At 47.6% G+C, this 16,404-nt stretch carries 16 protein-coding genes; 3 read left to right on the forward strand and 13 right to left on the reverse strand.

Going from position 1 to position 16,404, the window contains the following annotated elements; all coding sequences use genetic code 11:
* Positions 1 to 44: 44 nt before the first annotated feature.
* Together ACIFSR_RS28445 and ACIFSR_RS28450 are read right to left on the reverse strand one after the other, a co-directional pair.
* Positions 45 to 365, reverse strand: coding sequence for a hypothetical protein (locus ACIFSR_RS28445; protein ID WP_076270046.1), 321 nt, complete (start codon positions 363 to 365; stop codon positions 45 to 47).
* An 82-nt stretch (positions 366 to 447) separates the two neighbouring features.
* Entirely contained in the window at positions 448 to 1,017 is a 570-nt protein-coding gene (locus tag ACIFSR_RS28450; protein WP_076270047.1) for a xanthine phosphoribosyltransferase, read from the reverse strand.
* Between the two features lie 266 nt (positions 1,018 to 1,283).
* On the opposite strand from ACIFSR_RS28450, the gene ACIFSR_RS28455 reads away from it, so the two are divergent.
* Both ACIFSR_RS28455 and ACIFSR_RS28460 read left to right on the forward strand, forming a co-directional pair.
* Positions 1,284 to 1,997 (forward strand): hypothetical protein, encoded by a 714-nt coding sequence (locus ACIFSR_RS28455; protein WP_430061722.1) that lies wholly within the window; start codon positions 1,284 to 1,286, stop codon positions 1,995 to 1,997.
* Positions 1,998 to 2,210: 213 nt separating this feature from the next.
* Positions 2,211 to 3,251, forward strand: coding sequence for a YkvI family membrane protein (locus ACIFSR_RS28460; protein WP_339208565.1), 1,041 nt, complete (start codon positions 2,211 to 2,213; stop codon positions 3,249 to 3,251).
* 24 nt (positions 3,252 to 3,275) lie between these two features.
* Here ACIFSR_RS28460 and ACIFSR_RS28465 read toward each other — a convergent pair whose 3' ends face one another.
* From ACIFSR_RS28465 to ACIFSR_RS28475, 3 genes are read right to left on the reverse strand one after another with little or no spacing between them, the layout of a single operon-like run.
* The gene (locus ACIFSR_RS28465) at positions 3,276 to 6,596 is read right to left on the reverse strand and encodes an AAA family ATPase (RefSeq protein ID WP_430061724.1); all 3,321 of its coding nucleotides are present in this window, start codon (positions 6,594 to 6,596) and stop codon (positions 3,276 to 3,278) included.
* 55 nt (positions 6,597 to 6,651) lie between these two features.
* Complete coding sequence (locus ACIFSR_RS28470; protein WP_339208562.1) at positions 6,652 to 7,938, reverse strand: metallophosphoesterase family protein; 1,287 nt, start codon at positions 7,936 to 7,938, stop codon at positions 6,652 to 6,654.
* 32 nt (positions 7,939 to 7,970) lie between these two features.
* The gene (locus tag ACIFSR_RS28475; RefSeq protein ID WP_339208561.1) at positions 7,971 to 9,098 is read right to left on the reverse strand and encodes a glycosyltransferase family 4 protein; all 1,128 of its coding nucleotides are present in this window, start codon (positions 9,096 to 9,098) and stop codon (positions 7,971 to 7,973) included.
* A 123-nt stretch (positions 9,099 to 9,221) separates the two neighbouring features.
* Between ACIFSR_RS28475 and ACIFSR_RS28480 the strand changes: the two genes are divergently transcribed.
* On the forward strand, positions 9,222 to 10,394 hold the full coding sequence (locus ACIFSR_RS28480) for a diguanylate cyclase (RefSeq protein ID WP_430061726.1): 1,173 nt from the start codon (positions 9,222 to 9,224) through the stop codon (positions 10,392 to 10,394).
* Positions 10,395 to 10,558: 164 nt separating this feature from the next.
* On the opposite strand, the gene ACIFSR_RS28485 is transcribed toward ACIFSR_RS28480, so the two are convergent.
* The 8 genes from ACIFSR_RS28485 to ACIFSR_RS28520 all read right to left on the reverse strand — a co-directional run bounded on the left by ACIFSR_RS28485 (position 10,559) and on the right by ACIFSR_RS28520 (position 16,322).
* Positions 10,559 to 10,813 carry a DUF2164 domain-containing protein gene (locus ACIFSR_RS28485; protein ID WP_339208559.1) on the reverse strand — a complete coding sequence of 85 codons (255 nt, stop codon included), beginning with the start codon at positions 10,811 to 10,813 and terminating at the stop codon, positions 10,559 to 10,561.
* Positions 10,814 to 10,817: 4 nt separating this feature from the next.
* Positions 10,818 to 11,609: a PhzF family phenazine biosynthesis protein gene (locus ACIFSR_RS28490; protein WP_430061728.1), complete on the reverse strand. Its 792-nt coding sequence runs from the start codon at positions 11,607 to 11,609 to the stop codon at positions 10,818 to 10,820.
* Complete coding sequence (locus tag ACIFSR_RS28495) at positions 11,606 to 12,088, reverse strand: hypothetical protein (protein WP_430061730.1); 483 nt, start codon at positions 12,086 to 12,088, stop codon at positions 11,606 to 11,608. The genes ACIFSR_RS28490 and ACIFSR_RS28495 overlap by 4 nt, the downstream gene beginning before the upstream one ends.
* 127 nt (positions 12,089 to 12,215) lie before the next feature.
* On the reverse strand, positions 12,216 to 12,668 hold the full coding sequence (locus ACIFSR_RS28500) for a GyrI-like domain-containing protein (protein ID WP_076270056.1): 453 nt from the start codon (positions 12,666 to 12,668) through the stop codon (positions 12,216 to 12,218).
* Positions 12,669 to 12,802: 134 nt separating this feature from the next.
* Positions 12,803 to 13,711, reverse strand: coding sequence for an HPr(Ser) kinase/phosphatase (hprK, locus tag ACIFSR_RS28505; RefSeq protein ID WP_076270057.1), 909 nt, complete (start codon positions 13,709 to 13,711; stop codon positions 12,803 to 12,805).
* 42 nt (positions 13,712 to 13,753) lie between these two features.
* Positions 13,754 to 14,536, reverse strand: coding sequence for an ABC transporter permease (locus ACIFSR_RS28510; protein ID WP_076270058.1), 783 nt, complete (start codon positions 14,534 to 14,536; stop codon positions 13,754 to 13,756).
* 5 nt (positions 14,537 to 14,541) lie between these two features.
* Complete coding sequence (locus tag ACIFSR_RS28515) at positions 14,542 to 15,345, reverse strand: ABC transporter permease (protein ID WP_339208552.1); 804 nt, start codon at positions 15,343 to 15,345, stop codon at positions 14,542 to 14,544.
* Positions 15,345 to 16,322 (reverse strand): ABC transporter ATP-binding protein, encoded by a 978-nt coding sequence (locus ACIFSR_RS28520; protein ID WP_430061733.1) that lies wholly within the window; start codon positions 16,320 to 16,322, stop codon positions 15,345 to 15,347. The genes ACIFSR_RS28515 and ACIFSR_RS28520 overlap by 1 nt, the downstream gene beginning before the upstream one ends.
* Between the last annotated feature and the right edge of the window lie 82 nt (positions 16,323 to 16,404).

A 16,404-nucleotide genomic window follows, 5' to 3' on the forward strand; every position in this document is an offset into this window, starting at 1 on the left:
AAAATAATAATAAGGTTTAACTTATATTTATATCATTCTTTAAGTTAACCTGCATGCTCTTTCGCGTCATTCGTTTCATACCACTCATCCAGCACGCGTGATGACATCACTCGTTTGCCGATATATTCGCCTTGACGGTCAGTGAATTGCTCCCGCCATTCAATAGACAATTCGTCGCAAAGCTTCACGATAGTGAGCAGCTCTGACCATGCTACATAACGTTTGTACCAGAAAAATTGCGGATGCTCAATCATATAAGGATATAAATCATCAAATTCCGTATGTTTACAATCTAGTGCACGCTCAAAGTGGACTTTAGCATCGCTTAGCTTTGTATACATAAACTCTGCAGACATTTCCCCCATAGTATGTGCCTCCCCTCGATCACTTCTGTACCATTATAAGCGATAATGCCGGATGCGAAAAGAACATTTGTACTGGAACTTATTACTCAAATTTAATTTCACCGTTATCAAGCGATGAAATGCGAACGAGCGGCTCCACACGAATTCCTTGTTCCCGTAATGTTCTTCCTCCAGCTTGGAATGACTTCTCGACAACGACGCCAAGTCCAACTAAAGCTGCTCCCGAGCGCTGAATAATTTTTATCAATCCACGCGCTGCATCGCCGTTGGCAATAATGTCATCAATAAAGAGTACCCGATCTTCAGCCGTTAGAAACTGTTTGGACACCATAATATCAGTCACCATTCCCTTTGTAAAGGAAGGAACACGTTCCACATAAGCATCCGGATCAGCAATTAATGTCTTCTTGCGGCGAGCGAAAACGAGCGGTACGCCTAGAGTATATGCGGTTGCAAAGGCAGCGGGTATTCCCGACGACTCCACCGTTATCACCTTCGTAATTTGCTCCTCCGCGAAGCGCCTTGCAAACTCTTGTCCCATTTCCATTGTCAATGCTGGGTCGACCTGGTGGTTGATCAAAGCATCCATCCGCAGTACATTGCTAGACAATACGGATGATTCTGCTAAAATACGTTGTTTTAAACTTTCCATCTTTCATTACCTCCACCAAAATCCTTTTTGATAACGTACCATAGGTCAGGCAAAAAGTGCAACCCTATTGAAAGGATCGTTATTAATCCAAAAAAAATCTAGCGAATTCGAGCGAGTAATTTCATATCAACAGTAAAATAGAGAAACTTTTACCACATTTTACACGTCTAATTTAATAACATAACTTTTGAACGAATTTAGCAGCACATTTATAAATATGGTTCATTATACCGATGATATTTCCTATAGGGAAAGGAGTGAAAACCTTGAAAACCAATCGATTATTTACGAAAAAAGCGGCTATGCTCGCGGCAACTTCAACGCTTGCCTTATTGCTTGCCAGCTGCCAGAGCGCATCGACAACCACGCCTGATACTTACACGGATGACACAGCTCCTCTTCTGACCAAGCAGACGAGCAAGCCTAACAGCCCTCAGAACTCTTACTCTGAGCTAACGGAAAATGAGATTCAAATGGACGAGCCTCATGTGAACAAGGTGGATACGAGCAGCAATACAAACGCAGAAACCTCAGCAGTCAGCAAGTCAGAGAATCCCAAAGCGCCGGTAAAAACCGAAAGTGAGGATGCATTATGGCAAGCAGACGCGCCTCTTCTCCATGGTGTAGCAATTGGCGATACCCATGCTTCTGTTGTTAAGCAGTTTGGCAATCCGCAAGACAGCTACAAGCTTGAGGAAGAGACGGATCCTGTTACCGTGCTTGAGTATGACGGATTTGCAATTGGAATCAATGCTAAGAAAAAAACACAATTTATAGAGCTTTTTGAAAAAAACATTCAAGCTGGCCTAAGCGGCCTACAAATTGGCGACAATCCGGAAGCTGCACTGCTTGCGCTCGGCAAGCCTGAGAAGCAAACCGCATATTTGCTCACTTACAAAGCAAACAAAGCGCTGCTTAAGCTGGATCTTGATCCCGAGCATAACGAAATCATTTCCATTAAGCTTCTCGCTATCAGCTAGACAGAATTTAGCATGCGAAACTAATGTATAGAGCAAACCAAGGCTGCCATTGAAGGAAATATACCACAGCACTACCGCCGCTACTAGAATGAAGGCCCTCTCTGCTTCTAAATATCCCGTAGAAAATCGTAATATTTTGAAAAAAGTCATGCCTGTCCCCGTTTGGACATACCTTCTAATTATAGAGGGTTTTCGAACGGAGGACGGTAGACGATGTGGAAACGTACTGGAAAAGTATTACAAATCGCTTCAACTTACATGGGGACAATCGTGGGGGCCGGTTTTGCCACCGGCCAAGAAATACTTCAGTTTTTTACCCGCTTTGGTTACTGGGGTACGGTCACGATTGTAATATCTACCGTTTTGTTCATTTGGCTAGGCACCAAGATGATGCTCATTGCAAGTGAAATTAGAGCAAAGTCGTACGAAGACTTAAATAAAGCATTGTTCGGCGACAAATATGGACGACTTATCAGCCACTTCATGTTAGTCGTACTCCTTGGCGTAACCGCTGTTATGCTCGCAGGTGCCGGCACTATCTTTTATGAGCATTGGAATATTTCTTATCAATCAGGTTTGCTTATTACGATTGCCGCTTGTTATTTTTTGCTGCGCAAAGGAATGAATGCTATTCTGACGGTCAATGCGATCGTCGTCCCTGTTATGCTTCTGTTCACTGTACTCATCATAATCAATACATTTCAAACGCCAGGTGCAGACAAGTTCATTACTTTATCAAGCGACCATTCCATCTGGGCCGCTTGGGCTTCACCTTTTTTATATACCGCCTTCAACCTCTCGATGTCGCAAGCTGTGCTTGTACCGCTGGGAGCAGAAATTCGTGACCGCAAGGTCATTATTGCTGGCTCATGGGTCGGAGGAATCGGTATCGGATTCATGCTGCTGGCTGGTCACATCGCGCTTTCTGTTCATATGCCAGGCATTCAACAATTCGCAATTCCGATGGGCGGGATTGCTAGGCAGCTAGGGCCTAGCGTACAGTTTATTTACGTTTTCATTATTTTCGCTGAAATCTTCACGACACTCATTGCAGACATTTACGGCCTCACCCTTCAGCTTCATGAGCGTTTGAAATGGGCTCGGAGCTTGATTGTTCTACTTATCCTCGCGATATGTTATGTCGCCAGCCAAATCGGATTTGGTCCGCTGCTGTCCACTCTTTATCCGTTATTCGGCTTGGTCAGCTTGGGCTGGCTCATCTTAATTATCCGCAAACGTGTTATTACTCATTAGAGAGCAGCTGGCTGCTATAAATCATCATATTTGTACGAGTAACGCACCCTCGCAATGCTCAAGCATTGCGTCTCGAACATGCTCATGACAAGTCATAACTATAATTTGCCTTTCACTCGATAATGATGCGAGCAGCTTGGTTACTGCATGCAGCCTGCCTTTGTCGAAATTAACAAACACATCATCCAGCATAAGAGGAAGCTTCGCTCCACTTGTTGCTTCCTCCGCCAAAGCAAGGCGCATCGCCAAATAAACCTGCTCCGCGGCTCCTCTGCTTAACATTCCGCTGTCGATGAGACGGTGCTCCGCTGTTTCCAGCCTGATTCCCGGTTCGCCTGGCGTTGTAAGTACCCGAATATATTTGCCACCTGTCAGCTCCATCATAAAGCGCGACGCATTGCGAAGCACGACAGGCTGACGCTCTTCTTCATAAACACGTTTAGTTCGGCTAATTAATGCTGCACTAATAGAAAGGACCGCATACCGCTCTGCATCCTTCTCGATCTGGGCAACCGTCATCGCTTTATCAGAAAGCAGCCTTTGATGCTCCTCTTCCTGCAGAAGATGGTCTAGCGACTGCCGCACTCTCCCCCGTTTTTCAAGCTGCTCCTGCTTTTGCCGCTCCAGCTCTTTCAGCTCCGTCTGCGACTCCAAATGCAGCTGCTGCAGCTGCTCTTCATCATAGCTGCCAAACAAATGCTCGAGCTCGGAAATTCTCTCCGCTGACATGCCAGCCGTTATTTCCAACGCAAGCTTCGACAACTCAAGCTCAAGCACCGTCCATATTCTATGATGCGAAATAGCAAGCTCATATTGGGGTTCACTTGAGAGACCAGCCGCTTCCACTGCTTTCAACACTTGGCTCTCTAGCTCAAGCTGCCGGGATTCAGCAGCCTGCTGCGCCATGCGCAGCTCATCGCGGCGCACAATAATAGCGCGCGCTTCTTGTTTGGCTGCAGCATGGCGGCGAATTTCGGCATGCAGCAGGCGCAGCGCGAGGGCTGGGTCAGCAGCCGCCGCTGCGGCAGCTTCCTTGAAATGCCCGCACAGTTCAGCTGCTTGCGCAGCGAAAGCAGCCAGCTGTTTGCTTGCGGCGGCTTGCTTCGCCGACAGCCGGTCATAATGCTGCAGCCGCTGCAAAGCTTGCTCGGCAAGCTCGAATGCTTCGAGCGCAGCGGCCGGCGACATTCCCGCCGGCAGTGAGCGAGCTGCAAGCCAGTCAGCCCACTGATGGGCGATGGCTTGCCTTGCTTGTGCAGCAGCGGCGGCAGCCTCGCTGCGTCCTGCAGCGTGCGCGCGCAGCCGCTCTAGGCGGCGGGCGAGCTCGCTGCTATGGTCGATGAGGCGCTCGCTGCGCTGCAGCGCCTCGAGACGTGCTTCGACTGCAGCGCGCAGCTGTGTGCGCGCTTGTTCCGCAGCGAGCAGATGCTCTGGCGAGCTGTAATGCTTTGCCGCAAGCAGGGCAGCCGCTGCCTCTTGCGGATGATGTACAATCATCTCTAAAGCTTGATGCACTCGTTTTTCTCGTTCATTAAGTTCCGTGCCGGTGAGCACGGCTGCCCCGCCGCGCCCTCGCGAACGCCCGCGTCCACGCAGCTGATCGCTGCTCTCGCCTGCTGCTGCATTCCCAGCACCGCGACTCCGCAGCAGCGCCACAACAACAAACGCAAGCGCCGCTCCCGCCAGCGCCAGCGCAGCAATACCTGCACCGCGCCCTGCTCCGCCAAGCGCGGCTGCTCCAAGCGCCAGCGCGGCTCCGCCCGCTCCTGCCGCCGCAGCCCACCAAGGGCCGGCTCCGCCTCGGCCCGAAGCTGCCGCGCCGCGGCCAGCCGACTCGCTATCGCTTGCGGCTGCAGCGGCTCCGGCAGAGCGCGCCCGCTCGAGCTCCCACTCGCGCAGCGCGCTATCGAGGGCGTTCCACGCCCCTTTCAGCGCATCTCGCGTTCGCGGCAGCACCTCAAATCCGGTGCCGCCCTCCTGCTCGTTGCGCTCTTTCTCCCGTGCGGCGGCAGACCTCGCCTCCTCCAAAGCGATAGACGCTTCCTGCTCCTGCTGCTTTAGCGTCTCAAGCTCAGCCGCGAATCGCTCCTCTCCTCGCCCGTGCTCCAGCTCCTGCTGCCTGGCGCTGCGCACAAAGTCACGATCGGCTATCGTAACGTGAAGCTCCCTCAGCTGACGCTCTGTCCATTCCGGCGCGATGCTGGTAACGAGCCTCGCAATCATCTCATCATGCTCGCGCAGCTCTGATTCCAGCTCTATGCTGTCCTGCTTCAGCTGGCGCATACTCTCAGCTGCCTGAAGCAGAGCTTCCGTCTCATCTCCAATACGGAGAAACTGCTCATCATAACTTATTGCTTCAAGCTGCAGCTCCAGCAGCAGCGCTTTCTGCCTTTGCTTCTCAGCTTCTTCGCGCAGCTCAGCTCTTTGTCTTTGCAGCTCGTCCCATTCCTTCTCCGCATGCAGCGAGAGCTCTGCAGCGTAAGCGACTTGCTCGCGCTCAATCATCAGCTGCTGCTTGCGAATCCACAATGGCCTAGTCGTGCAAGCTTTATGAAGCAGCATTTGCCTTGCTTCTTTTGCTGGCAGCTCCAATTCCAGCTGTTGCAAGGATGCATCCAGCTGGCCCGTCTGCTGCGTCAACTGATTATAGGAGACAATGGCATCTGCGCGCTTCCGAAGCTGAGCATCTATTTGCTCAAGCGTTTTCAAATGTTGATTAATTTGTTGATTAGCTCCGCGAGGCTTAAAGAGAAGGTCCATCTCCTGTGCTAAACGTTTCTCAGCTGCTGCTATCGATTTTCCGTTGTCCCACCCTGCATGATACAAATATTGTCCAAGCTCTTCTCCCGACAACGCACCGATTTCTTGCAGTTCAGTCAGCGTAATAGCGAACAACTGTCGATACAATTTTTCACTAATGCCTCCTAAAAACTGCCGTTCCCATTCCGTTTGTGTGAGTGCTGCTTCTTCGAGAGATTTATCTGCTGCAGCAATGACGCTAATGAAAGGATCATTTAACAATTCGTCATTGCCAGCTGCATAGCTTAGAGCGCGCAGCTTAAGCTTGCCTAATCCGTCAGCCGCATACCGCTCAACAACGTATGCTTCATCTTCTGCACTTTGAAAAAACATCCGACCGCCATGCTTGCCGCCATTCACCGGTTCTTGCCGCTCATTCAACTGTCCGCGTTTGGCAAAACCAAAAAGCATCGATCGGATAAAGCCGAACATCGTGCTTTTTCCCGCTTCATTTGGGCCATATACGATAATGACCGCCGCATCGAGCGGTATTTGCTTCCTATATAGCTGTCCGAAACCGTCAATTTCAGCCTTCAAAAGCTTCATGCTACCTGTCATCTCCTATTGGCTTTTGCAGATACAAGCTGCACTCGCCCTATCATCATCCGCCACGTTCATGATCATGAAGTAAGCCAAGCGTCAGCTCGCGCGCTTGCTCTAGCCAGCGCTCGGGAGGCTCGTCCCATTGGTTAAACATAAGTCTGCCAAGCTTCGCATGCCCTGCTGCCGGGCTCACAGCATTTTTGGCAAAATCCTGCCATAACTTCTCATCCTCCGTTAATGCTGCGCTAAATCGAACGAGCTCTCCGGTAAAGCTGTCTTCCAACGCCAGCTCCTCCCAGTTGATCGCAGCCCCTGTGTTCACCTCTAGCCCATGCACGAAGATCCATGGTTCAACTGACGATATCGCCCTGCCCTCCTGCAATTGCTCAAGCAGCGTTCGAACAATCGCTGGCTCCGAGAGCTTCTGATGCAGCAGCCCGCGACCTGTCAAACAAAGTCGAAGCATAACCGAGCGGCCTTCCGCTTCAGCTAATATTCTGTCAATTAAACCTTCCAATTGCTGCAAAAGCTCCTGTTCTGTACTCAGCTCAGAGATGGAGCAGTCATACTCGTGCCACCTGACTTCATCCAGCGGCATAAAGGTCAGCTCTACCGCTCTTGCAGCGGTTACCTCCACCAAGTAACAGCCCTTTGCTCCTACTTCACGCGGATTTCTTCCTTGTGTGTTGCCTGCGTATACGACATGAGGGTATTCATGCAGCACCCTTCGTTTATGGATATGGCCTAGCGCCCAATAATCGAAGCCCTTGCCCCCGATAAGCTCGCCCAGCGAGCATGGCGCATACGGGTCATGCGTTCCATCGCCATCAACATTTCCGTGCAGCAGCGCGATATGAAAGGGCGCTTCCTGCTGTATTTGATAAGCCGCAGCTATATTTTCCGAGACGACGCGTTTTCCGTATGACCTGCCGTAAACAAATGCAGCCAGCTCACCGTTAGTACGGTAAGCCGGCCGATATTCCATTTGATCCGCTCCAAATATATGCACGTTTGCCGGCAGTTCTAAGTCTGCTCGCTCGCCATTTAACGGGTCGTGATTTCCATGGATCACATATACGGATATTCCATGCTCCTGCAGCTTTTGCCACTCCCGTACGAGCATTAGCTGTGCCCTGAGCGAACGGTCTGCTTCATCGAACAAATCGCCAGCCAGCACGATAAAATCCACCTGCTCGCGAATGGCGGTCTGCGTTAGCTGACGCAGCGCTGCAAAGGTGGATTCGCTCAGCACCTCTCGCACCTGATCCGGAGCCTTGGCAAGCCCTCGGAAAGGGCTGTCTAAATGCAAATCTGCTGCATGGATAAATCGAAAAGGTACCGACATTTTATAACCGCCTATTCCGATAGAATGAGCCGTTATTCCGGCTTCATATGAATATAAACTTTTTTCAGCTGTGCAATCACTCGTTGAAGTGAATATACCTTTTTGGCTTTATCTGAACCAGACCTTGCCAGATGATAACGATAAGTGGGATCGGTTACGACCTTCTCCAGCGCATCAGCAAGAGCTGTCGCATCTTCAGGCGGTACTAACAATCCATTAACGCCATCTTCGATTTGCTCGGCGATGCCTCCTACATTCGTGCCGACAAGTGCAAGCGAGCATAAAGCAGCTTCTGCGAACACGGAGCCAAAGGCCTCAGCGCGAGAAGGCAATACAAATACATCAAAAAACGGCATAAACTCTTCCGGATGCAGCATATAGCCGTAAAAGATAATATCATCATACAAATCAAGCTCAACTGCTAATGCTTCAAGCTCCTCGCGAATCGGTCCATCGCCAATGATATGAAGAACAAACGGATGACCCTTCTGCTTAAGCTCTGCGCATGCGCGCAGCAGTACATCAAGTCCTTTGGCAGGGACGAGCCTGCACACCGTAATGAGCTGCGTTACCGCATTCTCATGGGATATCGGTTTAAATCGTTTCTCGTCAAAGCCATTTGGAATAACCTTTATTTTCTCTGGATGCTTGATATGAGGAGCGATATAGGTACGGAAGGACTCGGAAACGGTCAGCAATTGATCCGCCTTCGCCTCCAGCTCGCCATAAAGACTCATTAGAAATCGGTGTTCAGGTCCGCCCTCTTTAATCTTGCCGTTTAGAATAAGCTCCCGTTCATAGCTGGAATGGATTGTCATCGCAAGCGGAGTATCTGGAAATAGCTGCTTCATGACAAGTCCAGCAATCGGATGATGCGCATGTATAATATCGTATGGCTTTTTGATCCGCATCTTTGTCCACCATACGTAATCTTTATAAGTTTGAATATATTTATCGACCATTACATTTCCGCTGTAGATCGTATGATCAAAGGTTTCGAATGTCACTTCTTCCTGCCCTTTGCTTCTTACTCGCTTAGGCAGAGAGAACAATTCCATTTGCCAACCAAACTTAATGAATCTATCTTGAATATACGGGATCATGGAAGAAACTCCGCCCGGCTGCTCCGGTGGAAAAAATAACGCTTGTAAAATATTCATGTGTCCCATCCTTTCAACGTAAAACATGTATTCCAACTATTCGTTCACCGTAAAACATGATATATTAGAACATATGTTTCTGTAAAGCTATTGAAACTAATACTAGATAACGGTGGGTAACTCATGACTCTTACACAATGGCTTTCAGGCCCAAATGGACAACTGCTCTCTTCATCGGCGGTCATCGTCATTCTGATCTTAATGCTCTTCATGTCGGTTCGGCTTTATGTAAGCTACCGCAACAAACGAATTTATCGCTTGCTCATTACAGCCATCCCAATCATTATTATTAAGCAATGCCTGCTCGTCGTGCTCGCTTATCCAGGCTGGTCATTATCACCATTTCTACATTTAGCCTTTACCATACTTCAAATCCTATCTTTTATTATTATAAACTTTGTTTTCATGAAATTATATACTCATCGAACGGCACAGCTTAAAGTCATTCCCTTTATCATTATGAGTATGATGACATTCGTTATTGCAGGCATACAATTTGCGATTATGCCCAATTCGATGGACACGGTCGTTCATGCGCAAGCTTTTACATACCCGGCACTCGATTTCTATGGATTAATCGTTATTTTCATGATTATGCTTGATACGAGAAGCGCCCACATGAGCTCCAAATATTACGCGAGCTTAATCGTGTTTTTTGCAAGCGAGCTTGCTAGGCTGTCGAATGCCTATGTATTTCATGGCTCATTGACTTGGTTGCTGACGATTAGCCAGCTGCTGCCGATTGTGTATTATACCCTTTTGTTTATCCTCTTGTTCGAGTGGGTAATCGAGAGGTTGATGTTTACCTATCAATCGTCTATTATGGATGGCTTGACTGGATTGTATAATCGGCGCCATTTCTCTTCGAAGGCGGAGCAGCTGCTCCAGAGCAACAAGCCGATGGCTATTATTTTTTGCGATATCGACAACTTTAAGAAATTGAATGATACCCATGGCCACCATAAAGCCGATGGCGTACTGAAGCAGGTTTCCGAGATTATTAAGGAAGAATCGAGCGGCATCGGATCAGCGGGCCGTTATGGCGGAGAAGAGCTGCTAAGCTGCATTAGCACGGAACGCGTAAAACCTGAAATTGTAGCTGAATCCATTCGGCGCAGAGTCGAGCAAGAAACGATGGTTACAATAAGTGTCGGCTTCAGCACCTCCAAAGAAAGCAAGGCTGTTCAAGAAATGATTAAGCAGGCTGACGAAGCGATGTACTATTCCAAAACGACAGGCAAAAATAAAGTAACCCCATTCAAATCATCAGCTGCTTCCAAAAAATCAAAAGCATAAACAATGAAAAGGCACTGATCATACGGCTTAAAGCCTTGATGGTCAGTGCCTTTTTTTTGTTTGCTTCTGAGAATAGCGTAAGTACTCAATATTCGTCATATGCTTACAATTTTCAATAGCTGTCCTGCCTTCTCGCTGTACCTAACAGCTGCCAAGCCCTATTGTTATCGCTTTGCCGCAGTTGGCTTCTCTAATGAATAAAGCTCGTCTTCCAGTGTTTGCATCCGCTCAAGCACCGTTTGGCGAGCATCTTTAATCGCATGATTATAAATATGCGGCCCAACCGCTTGTATCATAAAATCAAGCAGCTGCTCCGCCGCAATCGATCCAAGCGTCTCCGAACGCTCCAGCTCAAAATACTGCTGAATGCTAGCAATCAACTGCTCCTTCTGCTCTTTTGGCAGCTTCAACATTAACATATTATTAACCCTCCAATTGTCCTCTGAGAATGGTCACTGCTTGTCCTTGCAAATACACTCGCTCGCCTTCCGGTCTTACCTTCACAATCCCTCCGCGCTCCGATGCCTGATAGCCAGTTAACTCCTGCTTGCGGAGCCTCTTCGCCCAATATGGCGCGAGCGCGCAGTGGGCCGAGCCCGTTACAGGGTCTTCATCGATCCCTGTACCAGGAAAAAAAGCCCGAGATACAAAGTCATACGCAGCATCTGTTGAACGGCTTGTAACGATAATTCCGCGGGCGCTCAGACGGGCAAGCATCCCAAAGTCAGGCCGCAGCGTATGCAGTGTATCCTCACTGTCTACCTCAACAAAGTAGTCCATTCGATTGCGGCCAACATATCTCGGAATGAGACCCAGACCCTGAATGAGCTCCTCAGGTGCAACAGCTGCTTCCGGCGGCTCGGAAGGGAAATTCATCTCCATCCAGTCCCCTTTATGCACAGCGGTCAATAACCCGCTTTTCGTCATAAATCGTGCCGTTTCGTGCTGTGGCAGTCTTCCTGTTTCCCATAATATATGTGCTGTAGCAAGCGTAGCATGTCCACATAAATCAATCTCAGCAATCGGTGTGAACCATCTTAACTCATAATGCTCTGCTCCCTGCTCAATAAATGCCGTCTCTGAGAGATTCATTTCCGCTGCCACCTGCTGCATCCAGCGTTCAGACTGAGGCTCGTCTACAATGCAAACGGCGGCAGGATTGCCTTTGAATTTTTCATTCGTAAATGCATCTACAATATATAACGGATAATTCATTTTTCCAACATTCCTTTCTTAATCCATGTCACGCCAAACAACGATAGTACAGCGCCAAATAAGAGATGACCAAGCAACCACCAAATCAGTGCTTGTACATCGCTAGTCGCTGGAGTACGCTCTGAGAGCTGTGTAAGTGGAATCCACGTACAGCATGCGACTGCTATACTCATGCCAAGGCTTAGTCCTATCGGAGCTCTCCAAAGCGACAACAGGGATAAATAAATAATACCTAGTGGAAGTGCAACAACCATATGAAGGATAAATTCAAGCGTCTCCGTTCGTTTATAAGGCAGCCATTCTATGAAATCAACATTAAGAAGCAATACATATACCGCTGATCCGGTAAGGTGCTCAAGCAGCTTCATCGTAAAGCCTAACACGATTCCACTCACAGCACCAGCCGCAATACCAGCAATAACTAGCTTTCTGGCATCCTGCCGATACAAGCGCTTATTCCCATCTCTCATAGCTGACATTTGAAATCCTCTTCTCTGAAACTGTTTCAATCACAAACAAAAAAGTGCTTGCTGTCACAAAATGATCCGGCTTGAATGTTATCCATTCCATACTCCGATTCGTTTGCGTGCAAGCACTTCATATAGGTTATCCTTTGAGCGGAATAAGCAGCTCTACCGGCTCTTCCTCCAAATGATGCTCGTCAATATAAAACAACTCCAGCGATACGGCATTTTCTTGCTTCTCTAGCCGCAGCTCATTTATCCAAGCATGAAGCTGCTCGTACCCTTCGCCGATTCTTTTATTGGAGCAAGCGACCATCGCATAACGATGTTCAGGAATCGTGAATTGTACCATACCAGGAGGCAATTCCTCCAGATGCTGGACTTCATAACAAGCCCAGTAGGTAGCAAACACTTCATTGCCGAAGTACGGACTGTACAATACGGTCGATTTTGTTGCATCATTCAACTCGTGCTTGCGTGTCAAAAACTCGGTCTGCAGCCGAATCGCTTCATCCGGAAAGGATGAATATGGACCGCAGTAGCTGATACCCGCCAAATGAAGCGCAGGTTTTGTTACGATTGAGCAGTTTTCCACGCGATTTCCTCCTTCGAATCTGTCAGGACTTGTGCGCTAGGATGAGCTTTCTCTGCCCATAGTGTAACATGATTTGCAAGTATTTGGATAGTCGTTTACATGTTAATCCTTTATCGGGATTATTGACATAGCCGCTAGCCTTGCTCCAGTCGTTTCATAAATTCTTCTACCGCACTATAGCCTTGCTGCTTTAAGTACCAATTATTCGCGGCTGCCTCAATTAAACCTGCAACGTCTCTGCCCGGCTGCACTTGAATTTCAATATGAGGAATTTTCACACCCATATAATCTGTAAATTTGGTTTCCAGCTCTAAATCATTATTGAGTTCATTATCACGCCACTTCGTTAATTCAATATCGAGTACAATTCTCGTCTCGTCTTGAAACGCCTGTCTGCCATATAATCTAACAACATTAATAAGACCAATGCTGCGCAAAGCTAAAAACTCCTTTGTTTTCTCATTATGCGTGCCAAGCAGCGTTTGGGAGCTAAGCTTTTTTAGTACAACGATATCATCAGCAACTAACCTAGAGCCCCGTTTGATGAGCGTATGGGCTGTTTCGCTTTTGCCAATGCCTGACTTGCCGCGCAGCAGCACGCCAATGCCAAGCACATTTAAGCAAATCCCATGAATCGATATTTCCGGAGCAAGCGTTTTGAGCAAATAAGCATCCAGCATGCCAAGCAATTGCACCGTTGGAAGCTTCGTTCGCAGCAAAGGAATGCCTTCTTGATCGCAATATTTGGTCAAATATTTTAGACCTTCCTGACCCGCAGTGACTACAAAGCAAGGCGGATGATATTTAACAATATTGCCAATATGATGATTTCGTTCTTCTTCACTTAAGGAGTGCAGGTATGTAATTTCCTTCCTGCCCAAAATTTGAACATGCTCCTGTGGGAAAAAATCGTAATATCCAACAAATTCAAGTCCTGGTCGATAAGCTCTTGCTTTAACAATCTGTCGATCGAGCTTATCGGCTCCTGCTAATATTTCTAATGATAATTGCGCTGCTAATTCCCGTACCGCTATTGATTTCATAACATTACGCTCCTTTGCTGTTATCATAAAGTGCTGTTCATATTAAGAGCCTGTCGAGCGATAATGACGAACACCGATGTTCCATACAAGCAGACAAGGCAAAATAAAGAGGATGCCAGCTATTGGAGAAATCATATAGAGCAGTTCATTCCCAGAGGTTCTGTCTAACAAGTAGAGCAAAGGCAAATAATTGACACTTCCGAAAGGGATGACGAACGTAAAAAAACGAGTCACCCATTTCTTATAAATGCTTAACGGATACTGGGCCATCTCTCGCCCTCCGTCCGTAAATATATTTGCAATCTCAAGACCTTGAACCGTCCAAAAACACATCGTTGCAGCCAGTATAAAGATACCAGAGAAAACAAAGACACCGCTCAAAATCATAAAAATAAGAGTTATTGTTTTAAGCAATGTCCACTCGATCGTAAGCTCACTTAAAGCCCACGTCAAGATGATTACGCTTTGCAGCAGCCGTCCCACACGTGAAAATTCGAATTTCGAGCCGAGCACCTGAAGCACGGTACTGCGCGGCCGAACCAGCAGACGGTCAAAATCTCCATTAACGACCAACGTAGAGAACGAATCGAAACCGCGTGCAAAACATTCACTAATCGCAAATGACATATGAATAATAGAAAAGCATAACGCTACTTCTTGAAAATTCCAACCCTCAATTTGGCCAAATCGCTCAAACATAAAATACAATCCTGCAAAAACAGAAAATGGCACAAAAAATTGACCTAAGGAGAGCAGCCAAAATGAGGTAAGGTACTGCGTTTGCGACTTAAACATGATCAAAATATATTTACCGAACAATCTCATATGGGTTACCCTCCATTCACCACAACTCTACGTAATGCTTTTGCCATTGCCAGCCTGCCTAAGCCCACTAGTACAACAAACCAAACCAGTTGAACACCGATGCCGATGAGCGCTTCTTCCTTAGCAATATGTCCCGAGTAAACCCGAAATGGGAAATCCGCTGTCCATCGAAACGGCAGCACATATACAATATTTTGCAGCCATGAGGGCATAAGAGGCACGGGTATAACCATGCCTGCCAGAAATTCGCCGATTACACCAAACATGAGCAGCGAGCCAGCCGGTGAAAGCGTAACGAACACGGATATGTACATCAACATAGAAAGGGCAACAATCATAAGCAGCCCAAGCAATAATGCAACGATAAACAAAACAAAGGCTGCTGGATCTTCTGGCAGCGGCATCCGGTAAGGCTCAGGCAGAAAAAAAGCTACTATCAAAACAGGGATACTTTTTAGAATGGCACTCGAGAGCCGCTGTGCAATAAGCTTGGCATACCATAATCCGTATATGCCGCTAGGTCTGCAAAGCTCATAAGCAATATTGCCTGTCGTTATAAGTCCGAATAGCTCATTGTCACGGAACCACAACATAACAAACGAAAGAAAAGCCTGCTGCAGCCATACATATGTGATAAGCTGCTTCAATGAAATCGGAGGCGGAGTCGTTGTCCCGCTATAAAACGCCTCAAACACCATAATGATAATGAAACCCCAAAAAAATTGAGTCGCAACTCCCGCCAGCGCTGCGGTACGGTATTGCAATCCGTATGTGAGACGCAGCTTAAATACCGAAATATACGCTTTCATTATATTTGATGCTCCTTATACAGCTGAACGATCATATCTTCAATAGGCAAGGTATCAATCGTGACATCGAGAAGCTCCACCTGCTCAGACAGACGGATGAGCACTTCACTTATGACAACCTGAGCTGTATCGACGCTTAGCACAGCACGCTCAGGCGACCATTCTTCAACGACGGCACCAGCAATCTCAAGCGGCTCAGCGCGGTGGCTGTATACGACTGTAATCGTTTTTTGTGTTCCGAACTGGCTGCGTATCGCACTTAGGCTGCCATCATAAAGCAGCTTTCCTTTGCCAATAAGAATAATCCGGTTCGCCAGCGCTTCAATATCATTCATGTCATGAGTGGTCAAAATGATCGTAACGCCCTTCTCTTCATTTATCGTCTTAATGAAGCGGCGCACAGCGATTTTGGATACGGCATCGAGGCCAATTGTGGGCTCATCCAGAAATAGTACACTTGGGCTGTGCAGCAGGGAAGCCGCAATTTCGCAGCGCATCCTTTGTCCAAGACTAAGCTGTCTTACTGGTATCTGAATAATTTCCTGCAGCTCAAGCGTTTCTGTAAGCAATGCTAATGTGCTTTGATACTCCTGCTCTGGCACCTTATAAATATCCCGCAGCAGATCAAAGGAATCGATGACTGGCACGTCCCACCACAGCTGAGACCGCTGACCGAAAACAACACCGATATGCTTCACATACGCGACCCGATCCTTCCACGGCGTATAACCCATGACCGTACATGTACCGCTGTCTGGCACAAGAATGCCGCTCATCACTTTAATGGTCGTTGACTTGCCTGCCCCGTTAGGTCCGATGTACCCTACAATCTCACCCGGCTCAATCGTGAAAGAAATATCGTTAAGCGCTTCCACAACTTTGTATTCCCTTTTGAATAATGCCTTTACTGCTTGCTTAACACCTGAAGAGCGTTTAGCAACCTGATACGATTTACTTACCCCATGAACTGTAATCACTATTTTTTACCTCCGCGCAAGTTTTGAGAGGGAAATACTAACATCGAAAGAATATTGTGTCAATTGTTTCCTCAATAAAAAA

It is taken from the genome of Paenibacillus sp. NRS-1760 (assembly GCF_050467785.1).
Lineage (GTDB): Bacteria > Bacillota > Bacilli > Paenibacillales > Paenibacillaceae > Pristimantibacillus.

Bases quoted from the DNA above. Each gene is read 5' to 3' on its own strand.
- ACIFSR_RS28465 (WP_430061724.1), bottom strand. From the start codon at position 6,596: ATGAAGCTTTTGAAGGCTGAAATTGACGGTTTCGGACAGCTATATAGG.
- ACIFSR_RS28510 (WP_076270058.1), bottom strand. From the start codon at position 14,536: ATGAGATTGTTCGGTAAATATATTTTGATCATGTTTAAGTCGCAAACG.
- ACIFSR_RS28470 (WP_339208562.1), bottom strand. From the start codon at position 7,938: ATGTCGGTACCTTTTCGATTTATCCATGCAGCAGATTTGCATTTAGAC.
- ACIFSR_RS28485 (WP_339208559.1), bottom strand. From the start codon at position 10,813: ATGTTAATGTTGAAGCTGCCAAAAGAGCAGAAGGAGCAGTTGATTGCT.
- ACIFSR_RS28460 (WP_339208565.1), top strand. From the start codon at position 2,211: ATGTGGAAACGTACTGGAAAAGTATTACAAATCGCTTCAACTTACATG.
- ACIFSR_RS28475 (WP_339208561.1), bottom strand. From the start codon at position 9,098: ATGAATATTTTACAAGCGTTATTTTTTCCACCGGAGCAGCCGGGCGGA.
- ACIFSR_RS28450 (WP_076270047.1), bottom strand. From the start codon at position 1,017: ATGGAAAGTTTAAAACAACGTATTTTAGCAGAATCATCCGTATTGTCT.
- ACIFSR_RS28490 (WP_430061728.1), bottom strand. From the start codon at position 11,609: ATGAATTATCCGTTATATATTGTAGATGCATTTACGAATGAAAAATTC.
- ACIFSR_RS28445 (WP_076270046.1), bottom strand. From the start codon at position 365: ATGGGGGAAATGTCTGCAGAGTTTATGTATACAAAGCTAAGCGATGCT.
- ACIFSR_RS28480 (WP_430061726.1), top strand. From the start codon at position 9,222: ATGACTCTTACACAATGGCTTTCAGGCCCAAATGGACAACTGCTCTCT.
- hprK (WP_076270057.1), bottom strand. From the start codon at position 13,711: ATGAAATCAATAGCGGTACGGGAATTAGCAGCGCAATTATCATTAGAA.
- ACIFSR_RS28515 (WP_339208552.1), bottom strand. From the start codon at position 15,345: ATGAAAGCGTATATTTCGGTATTTAAGCTGCGTCTCACATACGGATTG.
- ACIFSR_RS28495 (WP_430061730.1), bottom strand. From the start codon at position 12,088: ATGTCAGCTATGAGAGATGGGAATAAGCGCTTGTATCGGCAGGATGCC.